At 53.2% G+C, this 22,198-nt stretch carries 16 protein-coding genes and 1 riboswitch; of the genes, 9 read left to right on the top strand and 7 right to left on the bottom strand.

All coding sequences use genetic code 11. The features are described from left to right. Positions 1-75 precede the first annotated feature (75 nt). The 5 genes from ACYVJM_RS13530 (at position 76) to ACYVJM_RS13510 (ending at position 6,742) form a co-directional block, all read left to right on the top strand. The gene (locus ACYVJM_RS13530) at positions 76-2,634 is read left to right on the top strand and encodes a glycoside hydrolase family 9 protein (RefSeq protein WP_461148777.1); all 2,559 of its coding nucleotides are present in this window, start codon (positions 76-78) and stop codon (positions 2,632-2,634) included. Positions 2,635-2,732: 98 nt separating this feature from the next. Then, the gene (locus ACYVJM_RS13525; RefSeq protein WP_461148776.1) at positions 2,733-3,029 is read left to right on the top strand and encodes a hypothetical protein; all 297 of its coding nucleotides are present in this window, start codon (positions 2,733-2,735) and stop codon (positions 3,027-3,029) included. Positions 3,030-3,147: 118 nt separating this feature from the next. Next, positions 3,148-3,376: riboswitch (cobalamin riboswitch) on the top strand. Between the two features lie 157 nt (positions 3,377-3,533). Next, a complete protein-coding gene (gene metE / locus ACYVJM_RS13520; protein ID WP_461148775.1) occupies positions 3,534-5,861 on the top strand; it encodes a 5-methyltetrahydropteroyltriglutamate--homocysteine S-methyltransferase in 2,328 nt (775 codons plus the stop codon). Between the two features lie 105 nt (positions 5,862-5,966). Further along, positions 5,967-6,368, top strand: a complete 402-nt coding sequence (locus tag ACYVJM_RS13515) for an acyl-CoA thioesterase (protein ID WP_461148774.1) — start codon at positions 5,967-5,969, stop codon at positions 6,366-6,368. A 20-nt stretch (positions 6,369-6,388) separates the two neighbouring features. Beyond that, on the top strand, positions 6,389-6,742 hold the full coding sequence (locus tag ACYVJM_RS13510; RefSeq protein ID WP_461148773.1) for a hypothetical protein: 354 nt from the start codon (positions 6,389-6,391) through the stop codon (positions 6,740-6,742). Between the two features lie 174 nt (positions 6,743-6,916). Here the strand turns inward: ACYVJM_RS13510 and ACYVJM_RS13505 are convergent, their stop codons facing one another. From ACYVJM_RS13505 to ACYVJM_RS13485, 5 genes are all read right to left on the bottom strand, one after another. Further along, on the bottom strand, positions 6,917-8,128 hold the full coding sequence (locus ACYVJM_RS13505) for an ATP-grasp domain-containing protein (RefSeq protein ID WP_461148772.1): 1,212 nt from the start codon (positions 8,126-8,128) through the stop codon (positions 6,917-6,919). Positions 8,129-8,270: 142 nt separating this feature from the next. Then, entirely contained in the window at positions 8,271-9,746 is a 1,476-nt protein-coding gene (locus tag ACYVJM_RS13500; RefSeq protein ID WP_461148771.1) for a leucyl aminopeptidase family protein, read from the bottom strand. A 56-nt stretch (positions 9,747-9,802) separates the two neighbouring features. Further along, positions 9,803-10,117, bottom strand: coding sequence for a hypothetical protein (locus tag ACYVJM_RS13495; RefSeq protein ID WP_461148770.1), 315 nt, complete (start codon positions 10,115-10,117; stop codon positions 9,803-9,805). A 229-nt stretch (positions 10,118-10,346) separates the two neighbouring features. After that, a complete protein-coding gene (locus tag ACYVJM_RS13490; protein WP_461148769.1) occupies positions 10,347-11,423 on the bottom strand; it encodes an alpha/beta hydrolase in 1,077 nt (358 codons plus the stop codon). A 70-nt stretch (positions 11,424-11,493) separates the two neighbouring features. Then, positions 11,494-11,922 (bottom strand): response regulator, encoded by a 429-nt coding sequence (locus tag ACYVJM_RS13485; RefSeq protein ID WP_461148768.1) that lies wholly within the window; start codon positions 11,920-11,922, stop codon positions 11,494-11,496. A 387-nt stretch (positions 11,923-12,309) separates the two neighbouring features. On the opposite strand from ACYVJM_RS13485, the gene ACYVJM_RS13480 reads away from it, so the two are divergent. The 4 genes from ACYVJM_RS13480 to ACYVJM_RS13465 all read left to right on the top strand — a co-directional run bounded on the left by ACYVJM_RS13480 (position 12,310) and on the right by ACYVJM_RS13465 (position 18,495). Beyond that, complete coding sequence (locus tag ACYVJM_RS13480; RefSeq protein ID WP_461148767.1) at positions 12,310-13,485, top strand: DUF4856 domain-containing protein; 1,176 nt, start codon at positions 12,310-12,312, stop codon at positions 13,483-13,485. Positions 13,486-13,555: 70 nt separating this feature from the next. Next, positions 13,556-14,710 (top strand): imelysin family protein, encoded by a 1,155-nt coding sequence (locus ACYVJM_RS13475; protein ID WP_461148766.1) that lies wholly within the window; start codon positions 13,556-13,558, stop codon positions 14,708-14,710. A 25-nt stretch (positions 14,711-14,735) separates the two neighbouring features. Then, positions 14,736-16,085, top strand: a complete 1,350-nt coding sequence (locus ACYVJM_RS13470; protein ID WP_461148765.1) for an HTTM domain-containing protein — start codon at positions 14,736-14,738, stop codon at positions 16,083-16,085. Further along, positions 16,063-18,495 carry a TonB-dependent receptor domain-containing protein gene (locus tag ACYVJM_RS13465; protein WP_461148764.1) on the top strand — a complete coding sequence of 811 codons (2,433 nt, stop codon included), beginning with the start codon at positions 16,063-16,065 and terminating at the stop codon, positions 18,493-18,495. The genes ACYVJM_RS13470 and ACYVJM_RS13465 overlap by 23 nt, the downstream gene beginning before the upstream one ends. A 12-nt stretch (positions 18,496-18,507) precedes the next feature. Here ACYVJM_RS13465 and ACYVJM_RS13460 read toward each other — a convergent pair whose 3' ends face one another. Continuing rightward, positions 18,508-19,713 (bottom strand): sialidase family protein, encoded by a 1,206-nt coding sequence (locus tag ACYVJM_RS13460; protein ID WP_461148763.1) that lies wholly within the window; start codon positions 19,711-19,713, stop codon positions 18,508-18,510. A 74-nt stretch (positions 19,714-19,787) separates the two neighbouring features. Next, on the bottom strand, positions 19,788-22,127 hold the full coding sequence (locus ACYVJM_RS13455) for a TonB-dependent receptor (protein ID WP_461148762.1): 2,340 nt from the start codon (positions 22,125-22,127) through the stop codon (positions 19,788-19,790). Between the last annotated feature and the right edge of the window lie 71 nt (positions 22,128-22,198).

Genomic DNA, 22,198 nt, shown 5'->3' with positions numbered 1-22,198 from the left:
CGCATCAACGATTACATAAAATCAAATCCCGAAAACTGGGAAAACGATAAATTTTACGATTTGTAATCCCGACCTATGCGCTTACTTTTAATGGTAGCCCTACTCGTCAGCCTTTTACCTGGCCACACGAACACCGACCCCTCCGCCGTTATTCGCATTAACCTGCTCGGCTACCGACCCGACAGTCCGAAAACAGCGGTTTGGGGAAGCCTGACCGGGCAAGATATCAATTCGTTCGAGCTGGTCGATGAACAGTCAAACGCGGTGCAGCATCGGCTACCCGCCGGGCGGGCGTTTGGCGGGTACGGGCCGTTTAAACAGGCATACCGGCTCGACTTTTCGGCGGTTCAGAAACCCGGTCAGTATTACCTCCGCACAGCCGACGGTGCCCGATCGCCGGGGTTTCGGATTGGCGACGATGTGTATGCGGGTGCCGCCGATTTTTGCCTGCGCTACATGCGGCAGCAACGGAGCGGCTTCAACCCCTTTCTGAAAGACTCCTGCCATACGTATGACGGCTACACCATGTACGGCCCCATGCCGGACAGCACGCATATCGACGCGTCGGGTGGCTGGCACGATGCCTCCGATTATCTGCAATACGTAACTACCTCGGCCAACGCGACGTACCATCTACTAGCTGCCCTGCGCGACTTCCCAACTGCCTTTGGCGACCAGCATCAGTTAAATGGGCTGGCGGGTGCCAATGGCCTGCCCGATGTACTGGACGAAGCCCGCTGGGGACTCGACTGGCTCCTGAAAATGCATCCCACCGATACCTGGCTCTTCAACCAGCTTGGCGACGACCGCGACCATTCGAGTATGCGAATCCCCAAACTCGACAGTATGTACGGCAAAGGGGCTGAACGGCCGGTGTATTTTGCGACGGGTCAGCCGCAGGGGCTGTTTAAATACAAGAATCGGGCAACGGGCGTTGCATCTACGGCGGGCAAAGTGAGCAGCGCGCTGGCACTTGGCTATCAGCTGACGCGAAAAAATGACCCCGCCTACGCCGGTAAACTCTGGCAGCGGGCGCAGTCAGCGTATAAACTTGGGCTCGAAAAACCGGGAAATTGCCAGACAGCACCGGGCCGGGCGCCTTATTTCTATGAGGAAGACAATTACGCCGACGACATGGAACTGGCCACCGTGGAGCAACTCAACGCAATGGGGGCTACGGGCTCACGGGCGGCCAAATTACAAACTACAGCACTGGACTTTGCCCGCAGGGAGCCCGTGACCCCGTGGATACTGAACGACACTGCCCGGCATTACCAGTGGTACCCGTTTGTGAACGTCGGTCATGCGGAACTGGCGAAACGACTATCGGCCCCCGATCGAAAAACCGTTACTGATTACTACAAGGCTGGTATTGAGGTAATCTGGAAACGCGCCAGTCAGAACGCCTTTTACCGGGGCGTCCCGTTTACCTGGTGCAGCAATAATCTCACAACCTCCTTCGCCACGCAATGCTTCTGGTATCGTCAGCTCACCGGCGATACGCAGTTTGCCGCGCTGGAACAGGCCAATTTCGACTGGCTGTTTGGCTGTAATCCGTGGGGAACGAGTTTTGTGTACGGCCTTCCGGCCAACGCTGACACCCCATCGGACCCGCATTCGTCCTTCACGCATTTGAAAAACTATCCCATCGACGGCGGACTGGTGGATGGCCCCGTCCGGGGCAGCATTTATAGCCGGCTGATCGGCATTACCCTGCACGAGCCGGATGAATATGCCCCGTTCCAAAGCAGCGTAGCCGTGTACCATGATGATTATGGCGACTACAGCACGAACGAACCAACCATGGATGGCACGGCCTCGCTCGTGTACCTGCTGGCCGCCAAACATGCCGAGAAAGTTAAACCCGCCAAAGCAAATACGTCCCGAACACGTCAAAAACCGGCGAAGACGCTAAAGTCATCGAACAAAACTGATCTTAAATCAACCTATTTCAAAGGGGCAAAAATCAGAGGTGACACCAGTACCCGCCGATTGGCGCTGGTGTTTACCGGCGATGAGTTTGCCGATGGCGGCTCAACCATAGCCCGAACCCTGCAAAAGCATCAGGTTCGGGCTTCGTTTTTTCTGACGGGTCGGTTCTTACGGAACCCCGCTTATACCTCACTTACAAAACAACTCCAACGGGATGGCCACTACCTCGGCCCCCACTCCGACCAGCACCTGCTCTACTGCGACTGGACAAAGCGGGATAGCCTGCTCGTGACCCGGCAGCAGTTTGTGGATGATTTACGGGCCAATTATGTAGAGTTAGCCCGTTTTAAAGCCCCTCAAAAGGCCGCTAAACTATTTCTGCCACCTTACGAGTGGTACAACGACAGCATTACCGTGTGGGCCAGAGCGGAAGGCGTTCAACTTATCAACTATACGCCCGGCACACTCAGCCACGCGGATTACACCACCCCTCAGGATAAAAACTACCGCAGCAGTGCCACCATACTGCAATCCATACGAACCTACGAGCAGAAAAAACCGGCTGGTCTGAACGGTTTTATCCTGCTGATGCACATTGGCGTAGCGCCGAATCGAACGGATAAACTCTATGACCGGCTGGACGAACTACTGACCGGGCTTCGGCGGAAAGGGTATGCCTTTGTGCGGGTCGATGCATTGTAAAAAGAACCCAAAACCTTACGCATGAAAGCGTGTTGATATAGTTGCTGACGACCGTTAGTTCGGGCCATGTCGGCTTACTCAACTAATGAACTTTTACCATGCGTACATTCCTGTTTCTTCTAGCTGTTAGCCTGTCCGGCTCCGCCTGTTTCGCCCAGAGCGATTCATCGAAAAAAGTAGAGCAAACGCCTGTTCAGCAAAGTCCGTCGCCAAAACAGGTAGCTATTCCGGGCGTCGATACGCCCCTGTCGGGTGGCGGCATGACCGCCCAGACGCCCAACAACCCCATTCCGCCCGTTCAGGATAACAAGAAACGTAAAACCCTGCCCCCCAGCGACCCACGGGCGTTTGGCGTATCGGTACCTGTTGGAAAAGCGAAAAAAGATACCTTATAAGCCTTATTGATAGCCCGACGCATTTAAGCTTGTCACTCTATTTTAACCATAAGACTGATGGGTATTACTTTGTTTTTGGCCAGACAATGCGGTTACTTTGTGTCAACGTTCTTTGTTTTCCGTCAAACAAGCTAATGGTTTTCCTGAGAGGTTCAGGAAATGAAAAAGGAATCGTGTGAGAATCACGAGCAGACGTTGCTACTGTCAGTGACTATTAAAAAGGGTTTGCCCTCGATGTCCATTGTCCTTCAGCGGTTCGCCCACTCCGGCGAACCGGTTGCGATAGGATGAGAAGGACGGCAAATACCGTCACAAGCCAGGAGACTTGCCTTTAGCTTTGCTGATTACGCCCACACGCGATTGGGTTTTATCACGATTGACTGCTTCATTCCGGCTTCTCCCCGAGGCTGGGTGTGGTATGTCGTGTTGTGTAAATTCTGGATTATGTGGTGGGCGTATGGAGTTCGGCATCGAACGCGATCAATCATTTAATCCGTTTACAACATGATCGCACACAACCTCGGCTATCCACGAATCGGTAGCCACCGCGAACTCAAACGGGCCTGTGAACAATTCTGGGCCAAAAAAATCACCCCACAGCAGCTTCAGGCAGCAGGCCGTCAACTACGGCAGGCCAACTGGCTGACCCAGCAACAGGCTGGCATTGCACTCGTCCCCTGCAATGACTTTTCGTTCTACGATCAGGTGCTCGACATGTCGCTGACGGTCGGGGCAATCCCGAAGCGGTTCAAACCCCTGCTCGATGAATCAGCGCCAAACCCATTGGCGCTCTACTTTGCCATGGCCCGCGGCTATCAGCAGGATGGGCTGGACCTGAAAGCGATGGAGATGACCAAGTGGTTCGATACCAATTACCACTACATCGTCCCTGAGTTTTCGGCAGATCAGTCGTTTTCTTTGCTCTCCGACAAAATCTTCACCGAGTTCGACGAAGCCCGGGAAACGCTGGGTATGCTACCTAAGCCGGTTTTGCTGGGCCCCGTATCCTACCTTCTTTTGGGCAAGGAAAAAGAATCGGGCTTCGACCGCCTGACATTGCTCGATCGCTTGCTGCCGGTCTATGAACAGATACTTGCCCGATTGCAGCAGCAGGGTGCCGAGTGGATTCAACTCGATGAGCCTTGCCTTTCACTGGATTTGACGATCCATCAGCAGGCAGCCATAGCTTCCGTTTACGGGCAATTGCGCCAACAATTTCCTGATCTCAAACTACTCCTGGCGACTTACTTCGAGTGCTATGGGGCCAACCTGAATCTGGCCCTTCAGTTACCCGTCGATGCACTTCACCTCGATCTGGTCCGTTGTCCGAACCAGCTAGGCGACATCCTGACTACTGATTTTGTCCAGCGCCCCACCCAATTGTCGCTGGGTGTGGTGGACGGCCGAAACATCTGGATCAACGATCTGGAGAAATCGCTGGCTATGATTCGGCAAGCCGTAGCAGCGCTGGGTGTCGACCGAATCCTGATTGCCCCCTCCTGTTCCCTGCTGCACGTTCCATGCGACTTGTCGACCGAGACGACTGAGGCCGGATTACCTTTCGAACTCAACCAATGGCTGGCTTTTGCCCGCCAGAAACTCGACGAAGTTGTCGTTCTCACCACGCTCAGCCAAGAACCCGGAAATCCACAGGCGGCTGCTTTGCTGGCGGCTAATCGGGCCGCGTTGCAAACCCGGCGGGCATCTGCCCAGATTAATCGACCGGCGGTACAGCAACGGCTGCGTCAGCTGAGCGAGCAGGACGCCCGGCGAACGAGTGACTTTGCGGAGCGTCAGGCCGTACAGCATAACCGGCTCAACCTGCCCCTTTTTCCTACGACTACAATTGGCTCATTTCCTCAAATAGATGCCGTACGGGCCAATCGGGCAAAATTCAGGAAAGGAGAAAAGACGCTAGCCGAGTACGAAGCATTCATCCGGTCGGAGACAGAGCAGGCCATCCGCTGGCAGGAAGACGTTGGCCTGGATGTACTGGTACATGGGGAGTTCGAGCGCAACGACATGGTAGAATATTTTGGTGAGTTACTCGACGGAATCGCCTTCAGCAAAAACGGCTGGGTGCAGAGTTACGGGTCGCGCTGCGTTAAACCGCCCATCATTTTTGGTGATGTTCACCGGCCCGAACCCATGACCGTACGTTGGGCTCAACTGGCCCAGTCACTAACTGACAAGCCCGTTAAAGGCATGCTCACCGGACCTGTGACTATTCTGCAATGGTCATTCGTCCGGGACGATCAACCCCGGCGCGACACCTGTCTGCAACTGGCGCTGGCCATTCATGACGAAGTTGTGGATCTGGAAGCGGCAGGCATCGGCATTATCCAGATCGACGAGCCCGCCCTGCGGGAAGGGCTACCGCTGCGCCGGGAAAACTGGGACACTTACTTAAACTGGGCGGTTATGGCATTTCGGGTGGCGGCATCGGGCGTGCAGGACTACACCCAGATTCATACCCACATGTGTTACGCGGAGTTCAACGACATCATTGGTGCCATTGCCGACCTGGACGCCGATGTCATTACCATTGAGACCTCCCGCTCGCAGATGGAGCTTCTGGATGCCTTCGCCCGTTTTGCGTATCCGAACGAAATCGGGCCGGGCGTGTATGATATTCATAGCCCTCGTGTACCAACCGTGGCCGAGATGGTCGAGCTTCTTCAGCAGGCAACCCAGGTACTTCCCGCCCGGAACTTGTGGGTCAACCCCGATTGTGGCCTGAAAACGCGCCGGTGGCCGGAAACAACTGAAGCACTGAAAAACATGGTTAAGGCGGCTCAAACCGCCCGCGAAATCGTGTTGGAATCGGTGTAATTAAGAACGGTCATCTGTCAGTTTCTGGCAGATGACCTGTTTTGTCTGCCCGCAAATAAATCCGCGCAGCGCCCAACGTGAATCAACAACCAAAGTCCGAATACAATGTCAATTGACCACACACGTTCACAGGCTGAACGAATTCTGGCGGCTGAAACCCGAATCTTCAAAGCTGTTTTCCCCGGCACGACCAATCATTACGATACCCTGTTTGGGGGTACGGCACTGCAACTGATGGACGAAGTGGCTTTCATCACGGCAACCCGTTTCTCCCGAAAACGTATGGTAACGGTATCATCCGACAAGATCAATTTTACCAAATCCATTCCGGCCGGAACCATTATCGAACTGGTTGGCCGGGTTGAGCACGTTGGCAATACCAGCATTCGGATTGCTGTCGAAATTTACGTGGAGGAGATGTATTCAATGGAGCGGCACCAGGCTATTCACGGTACGTTTACGTTCGTGGCGCTGGATGAAAACAAGAAACCTATCCGGATTTTATAAACTTCCGTTAACCAAAGCGAATGAACTATAAAGCCATAACTACCTTAAAAAGAGCCGATACGGAGGGGCGAATTCCCCATCATACGCTGGATCAGTATGTTCGTAATGAGTTAGCCCAGCAACTGATAAAGGCGCTGAAGCCTACCCTTGCCATTGATCGCCTACCCCCCGAAACAGCCTCTGCCGGTTTGGTAACCCCATTGATGGTTGACTTTACAACCGAACTGTTCATTCTCAAACCCGACCAGTGGCAGCAAGTAAAAAACTCTCTTACGGCATCGGTCAACAGCCTCCCGCCGGACCAGCAGCGCCTTATCCAACAACTAATTGATGAGGTTGAAACGACTCATGCAAGTCTGCCGCCCTTCGTGTAAGCACTGACCAATGTAAATAATGGATTTTCTGGGTTTGGCCACCAATAGGTTAAGTGCCGTAGGCACGAGATGTTTTTAGTCATGTCGGGCCATCCCCTTGGGTCACCAAACCGTTACCCGGTCCAGGCAAAGAGTTGGGCGGGGTTTGGCGTCAGGCAATCTGGCACGGCGTCGTTAACTCGTTGGCTTGTCGGGTAAGGGCGCGGATGCGTGGAATTCAGCGTAGATGCGGTGCATGTAGCCGTCCAGCAAGGTTTGAATACGGCTTCGATCGTCGGACTGAGTAATTAATCCAACGTGGTATTCGCGGTTGATGCGCCAGAAGATTTCCGGATCGTTGAACACCGAAAGATCGGGCCATTGCTGGCGGGCGAGCGAGACAATCAATCCTGCATGGCGACCGCTATCAACCGGGGGCAGGTAATGCTCTTTACGGGCGATGGCCGTTTCGAGCTTGGCCCATTCGCGCCAGAGGTTCACACCTGAGGCAGCCTCTACCATCTCGGCAATGTGAGCGCCACCCACGCGCGAGGCCGTTTCCAGAAAATACAGTTCTCCGTCGTGATCGCCCCGGATGTACTCGGAGTGCGAGGCACTATAGCGCATACCAAAGGCCGACAATACCTGATCATTAATCTGCCGCAACGCGTCGGTTTCGGGAGTATCGAGCGGTAAGGTCACCGTTCGAAAAACCCCACCCCCGTGCGATACTTCCATAGGCGTCGCCAGGTATTGACTCACCCGTGTAAACACCGCTTTGCCATCGACGGATAGCGAATCGACGTGGTAGACGGTTCCCGGTTTAAACTCTTCAATGAGGTAATTATGCCGGTTATCGCCCAGCAAATGAATGGCGGACCAGGCTTCATCCAGCGAATGCACTTTCCGAATACCCGTAGCCGACGCTTCCGAACGGGGTTTTATGAGCCAAGGGGCTTCGGTGGTCTGCAAAAATGCCGTAACCGTTTCATCGTGGAAAAGTGAGCAGAAGGCAGGCACCCGAATGCCGGCGGCAAAGGCACGCGTTCGCATCGCCAGTTTATCCCGGAAATAGCGCGAGGTCGTTTGGCCCATCCCGTCGATACGGAAGGTTTCGCGGATGAGGGCTCCTTTCTCTACATCGAAATCATCCAGGGCGACTACCCGGTCGATTCGTCGGGAGCGCATTGCATGAGCCAGTCCCATAACCATCTGGTCCAGCACGTCGGGGGCGTTACTGGGCGATGGCAGGAAAAAAAATTCATCAATGGACTCGCGGGGCCACGCTTCATTGGCAAGTTTCTGGTCGGTCAACAGGTAAACCGTATTTCCCAACTCTTTACAGGCTTTCATAAAATCCTGTCCTTTGAAGAACGTAGCGATGCACAGAAAAGAAAGTTGATTCATACTGTCGATGGTTCAGGTTTAGTTTTAACCCTGTAACGTTTTTGAAAACGTTACAGGGCCATCATCCCCGGTCGGCGGGACGAAGTAGTAAACTGTGTTCAGCGAAAAAAGATACGGCCAAATAGCCAAACAACGAATTTTCTTACTCCTTTTCTGCAAGAATCAACTGTAAGTAGGCGATTAACAGTCGAATACCAAAACCGGTAGCGTTCTTTTGCGACCCAAACTCCGTATCGGCGAAAGCCATACCGGCAATGTCAAGATGCGCCCAGGCCGGATGTTTCTCCGAAAATACTTCCAGAAATTTGGCTGCACTGATGGCTCCGGCGACGGGCTTACCGCTGTAGTTTTTGACATCGGCCACATCCGATTTTATGTCTTCGGTATACGCATCCCACACTGGCAATCGCCAGAGTTTTTCGCCCGTCTGGTTGGCGGCCTTCGTGAGTGCAGCGGCTAACTCATCATTGGGTGTAAATAAGCCAGCCGCATGGTAGCCCAGCGTGGCAATTACACTACCGGTCAGCGTAGCGAGGTCGATGAGCACGTCGGGCTGGTAATTGCGTACCATATAGCCCAGTCCGTCGGCCAGAATAACGCGGCCTTCGGCATCGGTGTCAATGATTTCGATAGTCTTGCCGGAATAGGCCGTCACCACATCGCCGGGTTTGGTCGAGCGGCCGTCGGTCGAGTTTTCGGTAGACGGGACAATGCCGATCACGTGAATGGGCAGTTTCAGTTTAGCGGCCACCTCCACCGTACCGAGCACAGCCGCAGCCCCGCCCATATCGCTTTTCATGAGGTGCATATTGGACGACGTCTTGATGGACACCCCGCCCGTATCGAAGGTAACGCCCTTGCCCACCAGTCCAACTTTTCGGGGATTTTCGACCCCTTCCGGCTTATATTCGGCAATAATCAGCACCGGCGGCACATCACTCCCCTGACTCACGCTGAGCAGCGCCCCCAGCTTCTGCCGTTCGAGTTCGGCTTTATCGAGCACCGTTACGCTGTACGCGAACTGATTGCCGGATGCAACGGCCCAATCGGCCAGCGTTTGCGGTTTTTTGTAGTTGGCAGGCGCATTCATCAGATCCAACATTTGCAGTTGGGTATGGGCAATAGCCTCCGCACGGGTCAGAGCTTCCTGCGCGGCTGTGTGCTGGTCGGGGTTCACCTGAAGCGCCAAGGCCCCGGCAGCGGTATAAAAAACCGGCGTTTCGGGTTTATCGGTCTGGTACAGTTTCAGGTCGTACCCGCCCCCCCGAACGCCCAGAACAACACCGGCGACTACGCTCCCATTAAAGGAAATGAGGTCGATAGTTAGCGCTGCCGGGAATTTACTTTTCTGGTCAAAGAAAAATTTGCGGAATAGTCGAAGCCAATCCATTTCCTGCGGGTCGTTTCCGAGCCCTAACAAGTGTATCTTTTGCCCATTCTGGCCATACACGGTCAGCACTTCTTTGGCTTCCGCCTTAAAGTCGCGTTGCAGCACCTCAGCCGACAAGCCCAGCGTTGGGGCAAGGCCAGTCAACTGATCGGCCAGCGAATCGGATTGCAGAACAGGAATGATCAGATCACCGGCCTCCGGCGACTGTGTCGTTAAAGTGATATTCATAATTACTTCCTCTTAATCTGTATTGGCAGGGAACAGGATTTACCTTCTAGAATTGATTAGAATACATCAGACGCCTTGCTTTTAAAAACATAGAGTTTTCCTGTATCTATGTCAAAGGCCGAAAACTGTAACTCTTTTGCCGTTGAACTGAATACTTTGAAGTAGCCTTTGTGATTTCTAAGCCCTGAGTTGGCATGGCAAGAACAGCCACTCTGCATAACTAATGCTAATTCTCTAACTGCTCCCAAGCTATCAGCATACACATAATCATTTTGAGTGGCATCTGCTGACAAAGTTTGCTGTTGATCCTTTTGTATTTCGAACTCCCCACAAATTATCTCTCCTCCCCAAAAAACAGAGTTACCATTCATGAATTTGAGGGTTTTAGCGCTATTGTCAATGTGCAAACCACTGATTCGTTCAGCCCACCCGGTTGACGAAAGAGGGTTTAAGTAATATGATGTTAGTCCAGCAGCAACTATACTTACTAAGATTAATCTCTTCTTACCAGTCATGGACACATAACGCTTAATGACTTCGCTGCATCGGCCATACCTCCTCCTATAACTTCAGTTAATGATACATATTCCAGGCAGAAACTCAATAAAAAAGCCATTCTACGGCCTTAGGGAACTCCCGGCTCCAGTGCGCTTCCTGGTGAGTGCCAGTGGGATCGACCGATACGTGGATGTCGATCGAATGCCCCCCGTAATGCTGGCGGACCAGTGATTCGTTGAAGCGCTGGATATTCGGCACCATGTACACCGACTTCTGCTCACCACCATATGCATATATTTTCATGGGTACGGGGGCTTGAAAGCGAATGGCGTCGAAATAGATCTTAGGGGAAATCCAGAGCGAAGGCGAGAAAACCATCAGTCGGCCAAACACATCGGGGTGCAGCAGGCCCGCATAAATACTGATCAACCCACCCAGCGAACTACCGCCAACGCCGGTATGGGCCGCATCGGGCAAGGTTCGAAACCGCTTGTCGACGAGGGGTTTTATAGTTTGGAGGATAAAATCCAGGTAGTATTTACCACGCCCCTGACCGGCGCGGGTGCGGGTAAAGGTGAACTCCCGAATACGGTCATCATTGGCGTGGTCGATAGATACCAGGATTACCTCGTGGTGATTCCGGGCGGCCAGCAGGGCCATTTTCTGATCGACTTCCCAGCTTCCGAAACCAGCGCCACCACCAAACAGATTCTGGCCGTCGTGTAAATACAGAACGGGATACTGTTTCTCTGAAGTCTCGTAATCGTGCGGGAGCAGCACATGAACCCGGCGGACAGCCCCCAGTTGGGGAGACTCGAAGGTGTCGCCCAGGAGTTGTATTTTTGGCAACAGCTCCGGATTGAACGGCATACCGAACCACCGCCAGTGAGGTACATAATCCTGCTTTACCGAATCGGAAGCGGCTACCCTCCGATTCGTAACGCCCTCACCCGAAGCGCCCAGTTCTACATGGTCCCAGCTACCCCGCGTGTATTTATATTCCAGTGTTTCCGGCAGCTCAATGCCCTCCGGAAACGAATACACAAACTGACCCGGCGCTACAGGCTGCATCTGAAAGCGGTCCAGATCGGGATACCAGTCACAAAAATTACCCGACACAAACACCGGGCGGTCATCTGTGATGTGCGTACGCAATTCCAGACGTAATGATGAAGTCATACGCTTAGAATCGGATATGGGCTTGTGTTGGTTCAGTAGGAACCGGGAAAGTTAGGGTACAGGAAGGCGGTTAGGCAAATGCCCATGTATCGGCCAATCCCCTTACCACCGAAACAAGCTGGTTGTAATTGGCGGGTTTGGTCATAAACTGATTAGCCCCTAACGCCAGACTTCGCTGACGGTCGGTGTTGTCCGACGAGGTGGAAAACATCACAACGGGCAAATGGGCAAATGTAGGCGTGTTGCGGAGCTGCGTCAGGGTATCGAAGCCATTTTGCCGATTCATATTTATATCCAGCAAAATCAACTGAGGCAGGCGCTTGCAGCTAGCCAGCTCGGGCAATAGCTGATCGCCATCAGTAAGTGTTATCACACTGATGGGCCGTTCTGTATCTTCGAAAGCAGAACTAATAAAAAGTCGGTCGTCCTCATCGTCATCAACGACCCAAACGGCAGGCGCATCGGTATAGCGCAAAGCCGAAGGCGAATGGAAAGCCATCGCAAAAAAGATTGAAGTAAAGCGTTGGATGGTTGCGTTCGTTGAGTAGACTTCACCGACTGTTTACGGTGTACAGGACTTACTTTAGGTTAAAAGCATAGCCCCTAACTAAAGTGACTTTTTTTCGCTGATTTTAGCTAACAAAGTCGAATAACAAGCCAAATATAGCAATATGATAAATAAAATACCACATAATCAACTATTTATTAACTAAAAATAACCTATATCCCCTGAAAAATTGCCTTAAAAAGAAGCTATAATTTTAGTACGTACACTATTGATAACCAATAGCTTACCTGTTTATTTTAAACTATTCCAAATAGCATTCTATAATTAGTCTAAATAATATATAACTTTGCCACGAATTCTACATTAGCTATTCAATACATGTTAAAGCCTCGTTTACTACTTACTCACGTTGTACCGGTTTTATTCTTAGCCGTCAGCTTATCGGCTTGCACGGACAATGACGATCCAACGACCGTTACGCCCCAACTCCGTAAAACTGTTGATTACGGAAAATTGACTGATACGACGACCTACGCTTCGTTTTTTGTGGACAACGACGGCGCTAAAACTGTCGATTTAACTACGGGCGCTACCCGCCTGCTGATGTTCCGGGCGATCAATACGTACAACGGTACAGCGGTAGGTACGGGAGCAACGCTGGATGCCAACGTACTGAAGAACATGTTCTCGAATACCGGCAGCCCCTTTTCGGGTACGGCCAATACAGGCCTGAATAGCTCGGGGATCCAGCTTCGCAATGTAACGGCTTCGTCTTTATCGGCAACGGATGCGGAGAAAGAGCGGGCAACGATCGAAGCAGGTTTCCCGAAAATTGCCACCGCCAGCCAGTCCGTAGCGGCCGTAGCGTCGGAAGGGAAAGCCGGCAAATTAGGCACGTATCTGGTCGACGAGCAGGGGATCGAATGGGGTCAGATCATTCAGAAAGGCCTTATTGGTGCTTTTCAGGTCGACTACATTGGCAATGTTCTCCTGAGCGACAAAAATCTATCGCTGGACAACACCACGCTGGTAGCCGGAAAAAAGTACACGCAGCTTGAGCAAAACTGGGATGAGATTTACGGCATCCTGACGGCTAATCCAGTGTATGGCGGCAAAGCGACAGCTACCTCATCGGGCGAGAGCTTTATCGGTTCTTACCTGTGGGAGTACAATAAAGAAGACTTCCCGAAAATTCATACGGCCTTGCTGAAAGGTCGGGCGGCCATTGTCAATAATGACACCAAAACGTTGAAAGAACAGGCCGCCTTCATTCACCTGGCGATGGAAAAGGCCATTGCCAATGCAGCTCTGGGCTATCTGGGAAAATGGAAAACCGCCGGAACCAATACTGCCGCTGCGGCCCACGCCATTGGCGAAGGTCTCGGCTTCATCTATTCCCTTCGGTATGCCAAGCTGAATAAGGCCGATGCGGCCTTCTCAGATGCTGTTCTGGCGGGTCTGATCTCCGCTCCCAATGGATTCTGGGGATTAACGAATGCTAAAATTGATGCAGCTTCTTCGGCCATCAGAACCAAGTTCAATATCCCGGTTTAGTTAACAAACTACATCTTTTTACTTAATACAGAGCAGTGTGACTAACATTGCTCTGTCTCCATTTTAACTCATGATGAACAGTAAGTGGAAACAAATCGGATTCATCTGCGCCTTTGTCAGCGCACTATGGGCTTGCTCGGGTAGTAGTTCTGATACGCCAACACCAGCCCCACCAACCGATCAGGCAGGCAGCGACCGGAAAGCCATGCTGACCAACCTGGCCGACAACATCATTGTGCCCAGCTATACGAATTTCAAGACGAAGTTTGATATCATGCTGACGAAGTCGGACGCGTTTGCGGCCAAACCAGACAATGCATCGCTTACAGCGCTGCGGCAAGCCTGGGTAGACGCCTATACCGAATGGCAAAAAGTTGAGCTGTTCGATGTAGGTCCGGCGGAACAGAACACGCTTCGTAACTTCTTCAACATCTATCCGGCCAACGTGACCGGTATCGAAGAGTATATTTCGGCGGGTTCCGGCACGTTCGACGTACCGCTCTCTTACCCAAAACAGGGCTTCCCGGCGCTGGATTACCTCATCAACGGCCTCGGCACCACAGACGACGCCATTGTTGCCCGGTACACAACGGCCGCCGATGCCGCCAAACGAATTGCTTACCTGAAGCGGCTGACGGGCCAGATGAATACCCAGTTCACAACTGTGTACACGGCCTGGACAACGGGCGGCTATCGGGACACGTTCATCAACTGCACCGCCCTGAATGCGGGCTGCTCGACGTCCAAACTCGTAAACGGGTTTGTTCTTAATTACGAGCGCTACATTCGTTCCGGCAAGCTGGGAATCCCGTCGGGTGCCATGACCAACGGCACAGCCGCCCCCGACAAGGTTGAAGCGTACTACAAAAAAGACCTGTCGCTGACACTGGCCAAAACGGCTCATCAGGCCTCGGTGGACTTCTTCAACGGGAAAAGTGTGAAAACGGGTCAGGAAGGGCCGGGTCTGAAAACGTACCTTAACTCGCTCGGTGCGAAAGACAGCAGCACGGGTACGTCGCTGGTCGACATTATCAATAAGCAGTTCGACGCCGTAAATCAGCAGCTCAATACGCTGAAACCCAATCTGACCGACGAAATCAGGACCAATGGTAACGCCGTTGTTCTCGCTTACACGCAGATGCAAAAAGCCGTTCGTATGCTCAAGGTCGACATGACTACCGCCATGAGCATCACCATTACGTATACGGACAACGACGGGGACTAAGTAAAGGATACGGTCTACCCCACTCATGCAGCACTATTTTCGTAAAACCACGTCGGCAGCACCGCTGGCTGTCTTCAGACTCCTGTTCGGACTAATGCTCTTTGGGAGCATTGTCCGTTTCTGGAGTAAGGGGTGGATTGCGGAACTGTACATCCAGCCTCGCTTCTTCTTCCCGTTCTATGGGTTCGAGTTCGTGAAGCCGCTGGGTCAGTACACCTACCTTCTCTTTGCGATTTGTGGCCTTTCGGCGCTGCTTGTAGCGGCAGGGCTGTTTTACCGGGTTGCTAGTGTACTCCTGTTCCTGAGTTTCACGTACATCGAGTTGATTGACAAAAGCACCTACCTCAACCATTACTATTTCACGAGTATGGTTTGCCTGCTGCTGATCTTTCTGCCCGCTCACGCGTACTTTTCCGTAGATGCCTACCGCCGTCCCCACTTGCGGGCCGGTCAGCTTCCCGCCTGGCAGCTCGATTCGCTGAAACTGCTGGTGGCCATTCTTTACGTGTTTGCCGGTCTGGCTAAAGTCAACAGCGACTGGCTTCTGCATGGGTTACCCCTGCGCATCTGGCTACCCGCTCACAATGATGTGCCTGTCGTTGGATTCCTGTTCAATTATGCCTGGGTGCCTCTGGTTTTTAGCTGGTTCGGCTGTTTGTACGATCTAAGCATTCCCTTTTTACTCTGGAACAGCAAAACCCGGCCCTGGGCATACATGGCCGTTGTGGTATTTCATGGGTTAACGGCATGGCTGTTTCCCATCGGTATGTTTCCGTATATCATGATTGTGACGGCGCTCCTTTTCTTTTCGGCTCCGTTTCATCTGGCCCTCCTGCGGGCCATCAGCCGGATATTGTCCATACCCATAGCTTTCCTGATCAGCCAGCGAACGTATACGTACCCGCCACTGATCACCTCGGCCATTCGGGTACTGTTTGCCTTTTTCTTTCTGTTTCAGCTTCTCTTTCCGTTTCGCTACCTCCTGTATCCGGGAGAATTGTTCTGGACAGAACAGGGCTACCGGTTTTCGTGGCGGGTTATGCTGATGGAGAAAGCGGGTTACGCGCAGTTTACGGTGAAAGACCATCTGGGGCACCGGACAATTGTGAACAACACCGAATTTCTGACGCCCCTTCAGGAAAAAATGATGGCTACCCAGCCCGATATGCTGCTGCAATACGCGCATCTGTTACGGGATTATTATTCAACCCATGGTTTTCAGCAACCGGCGGTCTATGTAGACTCCTACGTAGCCCTCAACGGTCGCCTTGGCAAACCCCTGGTCGACCAAAACACTAACCTGGCCAACCAGCAGGACTCATTTACCCACAAAGCGTGGATCACTTCGTTCAATGACAACATTTACGGTTTTTAAATCGGCGGGCTTTGCCCTCTTTCTTCTCTGCTCAACGACCGCCCTCGCCCAGTATCAACTCTCGGGTACGGTGCAATCCCGGCAGGATAGTTCGGCGGTGAAAAGCTGCACGATTTACCTGAACAATGGTAACCGCACGGCCCAAACGGATAGCCTGGGTCAGTTTACCTTTTCCAATCTGCCAAACGGTACGTACATCCTGAACACCAGCAGCCCCGATTTTAAAGCCGCTACGCAGACCGTAAAACTTGCCGACCGGAATCAATTTGTGCGAATTTACCTGGCTAGTCGGCTCGAAACGCTGAACGAGGTGACCGTAACCGATAGGCAATCGGACTTCGGATTTACGCGTATGCGGGGGGTTGAAGGCATGGGGATTTACGAAGGCAAGAAATCCGAAGTGATCATTCCGGAGCAGCTTGTGGCTAATTTATCGACCAACAACGCCCGGCAGATCTACGCGCGGGTGGCAGGATTAAATATCTGGGAGAACGAAGGCGCCGGGCTGCAACTCAGCATCGGCGGGCGCGGCCTCGACCCCAACCGAAGCTCCAATTTTAACGTCCGCCAGAATGGCTACGACATTAGTGCCGACGCGCTGGGTTATCCCGAAAGTTATTACACCCCCCCCATTGAAGCCGTTGGCCGGATTCAGATTGTACGGGGAGCCGCTTCGCTCCAGTACGGTACCCAGTTTGGCGGGTTGCTCAACTTTGTCATGCGAAAGCCCGTTGCCGACCGCAAGTTTGAGTTAGTGGCCCGGCAAACGATTGGCTCTTTCGGGTTCTACAACGCCTTTACCAGCGCCAGCGGCACGGTGGGAAAGCTGAGCTACTACACGTTTTTTCAGTACAAGAAAGGCGATGGCTGGCGACCTAATTCTCACTTTACCAACTACACGGCCTTCGCCGACATCGACTATCGGTTTTCGGAAAAGACATCGGTGGGGTTCGACATCACCCAGATGAGCTATCTGGCCCAGCAGCCGGGTGGTCTGACCGACGCCATGTTTCGGGAAGATCCCCGGCAAAGCAACCGCGAGCGCAACTGGTTCAAGGTAAACTGGACGATGCCCGCCCTGCATTTCGACCATAAGATCAACGCCAACAACGAAGTCAATGTACGGGTCTTTGGGTTGTACGCCTATCGGTATTCACTCGGGTTCCGGCCAAACCGTGTGGCCAGCGTCGATGACAACAGCGAGCGGGATCTGATAAAGGGTGATTTCCAGAATTACGGGGCCGAAGCGCGGTATCTGAAACGGTACAATGTGGGCAAGCAGCAGGCTGTTCTACTGGTGGGAACGCGCTATTACCATGGCTACAACCACAGCATTCAATGGCTGGGCAGCACGGGTAAAGATGCGAACTTTACCTTTACAGATACGGATCAGGGGATTGCATCGGATTACCAGTTTCCTAACCGGAATGTGTCGCTCTTTGCCGAAAATATCCTGTACGTGGGCGAGAAATTATCCATTACCCCCGGCGTACGCTTCGAATACATTCACACTACAGCCGATGGGTTTTACGGCACCGTTACCCGCGACCTGGCGGGGAATATCATCGATGCTACCCGCACCAACGAAGTCCGGACCAACGGACGCCAGTTTGTGATTGGCGGCCTGGGCATTAGCTATAAACCCACTTCGCAGCTCGACTTATACGGTAATATTTCACAGAATTACCGCTCCATTACCTTCAGCGATATGCGGATTGCCAACCCATCGTCGGTAATCGACCCCAATTTGCAGGACGAAAAAGGGTATTCTGCCGATCTGGGTATTCGCAGCACGCAAACCACGCTGTACAACTTCGATGTCAGCGCGTTCTATCTGAACTACAACAACCGCATCGGTGAGGTACAATTCTACGATGCCAACGACCGGGTTCTCCGCCGACGGGGCAACATCGGGCAGGCCGTTATCATGGGCCTGGAATCCTACGCCGAAGCCGATCTCTTACGGATAGCCAACCCGGCGAACACAAACCTGAGTGGCGTCTTGTTTGCCAACGTCGCCCTGATCCATTCGACTTATAAAGCCAGCGAAATTGCCGGAGTCGTTGGCAATCAGGTTGAGTTTGTACCCAATGTAAACCTGAAAAGTGGCGTGCGGGTCGGTTACAAAAACCTGAAAGCTTCGTTTCAGTACACCTATCTGTCGGACCAGTTTTCTGACGCGACCAACTCCCGCGAAGGGGGTGTTTCGGCCGTGATCGGGCTGATTCCGGCGTACTCGATCATGGACGCCAGCCTGTCGTATCAGTTCAGCCGGTTTCGGCTGGAGGGTAGTTTGAACAACCTCGCCAATCGGGCTTATTTCACCCGCCGGGCCACGGGTTACCCCGGCCCCGGCATTCTTCCTTCCGATGGACGCGGTCTCTACGTGACCCTGCAGATGAAACTATAGCCCGTGCCGGATTCACAACGCTGGCAACGACCGCACCACAATGGTCGGCTTCTGGTTGCCGATGGTTTGTTCATAGGCAAGCAATATCCCGTTTTTCGTAGCCAGCACCGCCGGGTAGGCCGCGTTGATCGTGTCGGGGGTTAGGTACGTTGTTGGACCGGTCACGCCATTTTGGACGGTGCGCATAGCGATTCGCTGGACAAAAGAGCCCATCTCACCGGAACCGTCCCGTGAAACAGCCTCATCCCAGACCCATAGCAGTTGGTTGCCGAGCGTTGCCAGTTGCGGATGCTTCGCCCGGTTCGAAAGCACGCTCGATACGAGCCCATCCGAACCGAGCCGGGCCAGGCGAAGCCCAACGGCTTCTTCCTTACCCGAAAACCAGGTCATGAGTAGCTCATTACCAACCTGAGCGACGGCGGGACCCGCGTGCGGACAGGCGTTTACCTGCCAGTTGTCGGCATACACACGCTGCGGTTTACCAAAGGTTTTACCGCCATTGGTCGAAAGAGCCGTACTGATGTCGCGCGAGGCTGGTTCGTCTTTTTTGTTGGACAGGATCAGGTCGCGGTAGGTCAGGTGAATCGCTTTTTGGGCGTCGACAAACACATTGGTCCGGCAGCACTGGCAGGCGTTATCGTCGACCAGCACCGCCGGGCCAAAGCCTTTCCCGTTTGTTGTCTGGGCAAACATGACCGGTCGCCCTTCCCGACCGGGTAGCTTTTCATCCAGGTATACGAGCCCGATTTCGCCATTGGGCAGCCGCGTGATATCGCCATAGGAATGGCTCGTACCGGGCTTCAGCGTCTGATAAACGGGAGCTGGGTCGGTCCAGTGCTGGCCGTTGTCTGCTGACATGGTGTACAACAGATCACCGGCAAAGCGCGATTCGGGGGTTGGGTTCGGCACTTCGTAAACGGCCACCAATGTTCCATCGGTCTTTACGGCCAGTTTAGGCATTCCTTCGGCATGACTGGAAATCCCGGCGGGGGCTTTTACCCTGATTCCCGGCCCGAAGGTTTGTCCATCCGCGGCTTGAGCGAAGTAAAACGCCGTTTCTTTTTCGCTGATCTTTTCTACCCAGCTAATCAGTGGGTTTCCCTGTGCATCGGTCGTCAGACGGGGAACGGCCCCGGTAAACTGCGGATTGGAAATTGGCGTATCGGTGGTTAGCAGACTTACCAGAAACAGGGTCAGGATTGATGTTAACTGTGTCATTTTGATAGGTTTAATGTGTAGAGACGCGAAGTCCGGGCCGCCGGTGCGGTCGCGTCTCTACACAGGTTAAAAATTTAGTTACCGGAAAACGTGTACTGAACACCTACCACTACCGTACGCGGGGCGGCTGGTGTATAGGTGGTGCGGTCGGTGGCGTTGTTACCCCGTGTGGCATTGGTGGCGAAGAGCGCATTGGTCACGTTCATGACGTTTGTGAATACCTCAATCCCTTTCCACTCGTAACCCGCCCGGATATTGGCAACATCGTAGCCCCCGTACCGAATGGTATTGATCTGGTTCTGATACCAGCCCGCCACGTGCTGCCATTCTACGGACGTCCGAAAGTTTTTCAGCCAGACCGGGTAATAGCTGACCTCTGTATTCCACAGGGTGCGTGGGGCCGAGGGCATATCGTTCCCGTTCACATTCTGCACAGCATCGGACACCCGCTGGCTAAGGGTAAACTCGACAAACTGATGCACGGCATGAGTGCCCCCAAATCGGAAAAAGACCTGCTTCGACGGTCGGTAGGTGATGCCCAGTTCAACGCCCCGGTGCAGCGTTTTTCCCGCCGATTGGTAATCCGTCGAATTGTCGGGCTGGCGGATGTTCAGCAGTTCGTTGGTGCCGTTCATCTGGTACAGCGCCCCGTCGATATAAAGCTTATTGCCCAGCAGCGAAGCCCAGCCACCTACCTCTACATTGTTAAACCGGGCTGGCTTCAGGTTGTAATAGAATAGCTCGCCGGTAGCGGTGGGCGTCGTTCGTTTCAGGAAAATAGACGTAAGGGCCGGGGGCGAAAACCCTTTCGACACGTTGGCGTACAAGCCCTTACCCCCGCCCAGGTCGTAGGTCGCACCGAGCTTAGGCGTCACCTGGCTGTAGGCTTTCCCGCCCGAACTCCGGTCCAGGGCGTTGGTGTAATCGAAGGCCATGCGGTCGTAACGAACTCCCGCCGACACCCGCAATTTCGGTAATGGCTCAAAATCATATTGCCCGTAAGCCGCTACGTTATGAATATGGGCCGAATAGTTTGCCAGCTGATTTTCAGGCTGCTCCCTGACCTGTGTATACTTGACCACCGACTTTTTATCGGCTCGCAATTCGGCCGTCAGGTCGGTCTGGTAAGCGTAATACGTGTTCGGCGAGAGGTCGATCGTGGTGCCTACGATGAGTTTGCTGTTCAGGAAAGACAGCTTTTGCGTATGCTGGGCAATGATGCCGTAACTACTGAAGTCGTTGCTGTTAATTTGTCCCGTGGCGGTTGGCGAACCGGTTGTCCAGCGAATCGAATAGGCCGGGTTTTGCCCAACGCTGTTGTTACGGGCAAACCCGGTTATGAACGACTCCGACCCGTTTTTCCAACTGTGTTCGAGTGTCAGGCGGCTGCGGAACGAAACCGTTTTTCGGTAGGTAAAATCCGTTGTACTCACGTACTGCCGGGCAAAAAAGGCCGTACTGTCCACGCTTCCGCTCGTTTGTGAGTTGTAATCGTTATACGAAACGGTGCCCGTCAGCCGCGTATTCGGCGAAAAAGCGTATTCGAGTCGGGTGAAGTAAGACGATTTATCGTAATTGGAACTCGCCAGCCAGGAATTGCGCTGCCGCGACAGTAGTGCACCCACGTATATCCCGAACTTACCCTGCCGCCCACCCGCGCCAACCTGTATACGCTGATACCCCCACTGGTCGACCTGAATACCTGCACGGGCGGTTGGCACAGCCGTTGGGCGCTGGGTGATAAAGTTCACGGCCCCGCCCACGGCTTCGGGGCCATACATGGAGGATACCGGCCCTTTCACCACTTCGATGGAGCTTACCGTAAACTGGTTCATCTCCAGCAGCGCGTTATGATTGAACACCCCCATAGGCCGAACAGGCACGCCATCTTCCAGGTACAGAAAGTACGCATTAGTGGTCATGGGCTGGCGGATGGCCATCATGTGCTGCTCATTATTCAGATTGACCATGAGCACCCCCGGCGTTTTGTTAATGACTTCGTAGATGCTCGTGGGCTTGGTTTCGTTAATGAGTCTGGCCGATAGTTTCGAGATCGCGATGGGCGTTTCGGTGCGCAGGGCGGCCTCCCGGTTACCGGTTACCACCACCGTTTGCAGATCTTCGACGGCAGGTTCGAGCGCAATACGAACGGGCCGACCGGGAATTAAAACGACCTCCCGCCGACGGTATCCAACCGCCGATACCGTGATACGGGTGAGGTTGCCGACCAGAGGAAATTGCCCGGAGGCATCGGTGGTTGCGCCCTTCCCGGCAGGAAATCCGAGCGTTACGCCGGGTAATGGTTCATTTGTCTGGGCATCGAAAACAAGCCCATACTCAACGCGCTGCGCCAACGCGCAGACTGACGTCATAGCCCATACGAAAGAGGCTATGAACAGTTTGTATATGTTCATTATGAATAGTCAGGTCAGAAAATGGGATCAACACATTGGCAAAGCTTCATCATGAAGCCTTGAAGCCTTGC

This window comes from Spirosoma pulveris, from assembly GCF_054781875.1.
The sequence above is the reverse complement of the archived record's forward strand: the minus strand, read 5'-3'. Positions and strand labels throughout refer to the sequence as shown.

What these genes read in the sequence shown, in the direction of transcription:
- ACYVJM_RS13530 (WP_461148777.1), top strand. Translation starts at nt 76, where the DNA reads ATGCGCTTACTTTTAATGGTAGCCCTACTCGTCAGCCTTTTACCTGGC.
- ACYVJM_RS13525 (WP_461148776.1), top strand. Translation starts at nt 2,733, where the DNA reads ATGCGTACATTCCTGTTTCTTCTAGCTGTTAGCCTGTCCGGCTCCGCC.
- metE (WP_461148775.1), top strand. Translation starts at nt 3,534, where the DNA reads ATGATCGCACACAACCTCGGCTATCCACGAATCGGTAGCCACCGCGAA.
- ACYVJM_RS13515 (WP_461148774.1), top strand. Translation starts at nt 5,967, where the DNA reads ATGTCAATTGACCACACACGTTCACAGGCTGAACGAATTCTGGCGGCT.
- ACYVJM_RS13510 (WP_461148773.1), top strand. Translation starts at nt 6,389, where the DNA reads ATGAACTATAAAGCCATAACTACCTTAAAAAGAGCCGATACGGAGGGG.
- ACYVJM_RS13505 (WP_461148772.1), bottom strand. Translation starts at nt 8,128, where the DNA reads ATGAATCAACTTTCTTTTCTGTGCATCGCTACGTTCTTCAAAGGACAG.
- ACYVJM_RS13500 (WP_461148771.1), bottom strand. Translation starts at nt 9,746, where the DNA reads ATGAATATCACTTTAACGACACAGTCGCCGGAGGCCGGTGATCTGATC.
- ACYVJM_RS13495 (WP_461148770.1), bottom strand. Translation starts at nt 10,117, where the DNA reads ATGAATGGTAACTCTGTTTTTTGGGGAGGAGAGATAATTTGTGGGGAG.
- ACYVJM_RS13490 (WP_461148769.1), bottom strand. Translation starts at nt 11,423, where the DNA reads ATGACTTCATCATTACGTCTGGAATTGCGTACGCACATCACAGATGAC.
- ACYVJM_RS13485 (WP_461148768.1), bottom strand. Translation starts at nt 11,922, where the DNA reads ATGGCTTTCCATTCGCCTTCGGCTTTGCGCTATACCGATGCGCCTGCC.
- ACYVJM_RS13480 (WP_461148767.1), top strand. Translation starts at nt 12,310, where the DNA reads ATGTTAAAGCCTCGTTTACTACTTACTCACGTTGTACCGGTTTTATTC.
- ACYVJM_RS13475 (WP_461148766.1), top strand. Translation starts at nt 13,556, where the DNA reads ATGATGAACAGTAAGTGGAAACAAATCGGATTCATCTGCGCCTTTGTC.
- ACYVJM_RS13470 (WP_461148765.1), top strand. Translation starts at nt 14,736, where the DNA reads ATGCAGCACTATTTTCGTAAAACCACGTCGGCAGCACCGCTGGCTGTC.
- ACYVJM_RS13465 (WP_461148764.1), top strand. Translation starts at nt 16,063, where the DNA reads ATGACAACATTTACGGTTTTTAAATCGGCGGGCTTTGCCCTCTTTCTT.
- ACYVJM_RS13460 (WP_461148763.1), bottom strand. Translation starts at nt 19,713, where the DNA reads ATGACACAGTTAACATCAATCCTGACCCTGTTTCTGGTAAGTCTGCTA.
- ACYVJM_RS13455 (WP_461148762.1), bottom strand. Translation starts at nt 22,127, where the DNA reads ATGAACATATACAAACTGTTCATAGCCTCTTTCGTATGGGCTATGACG.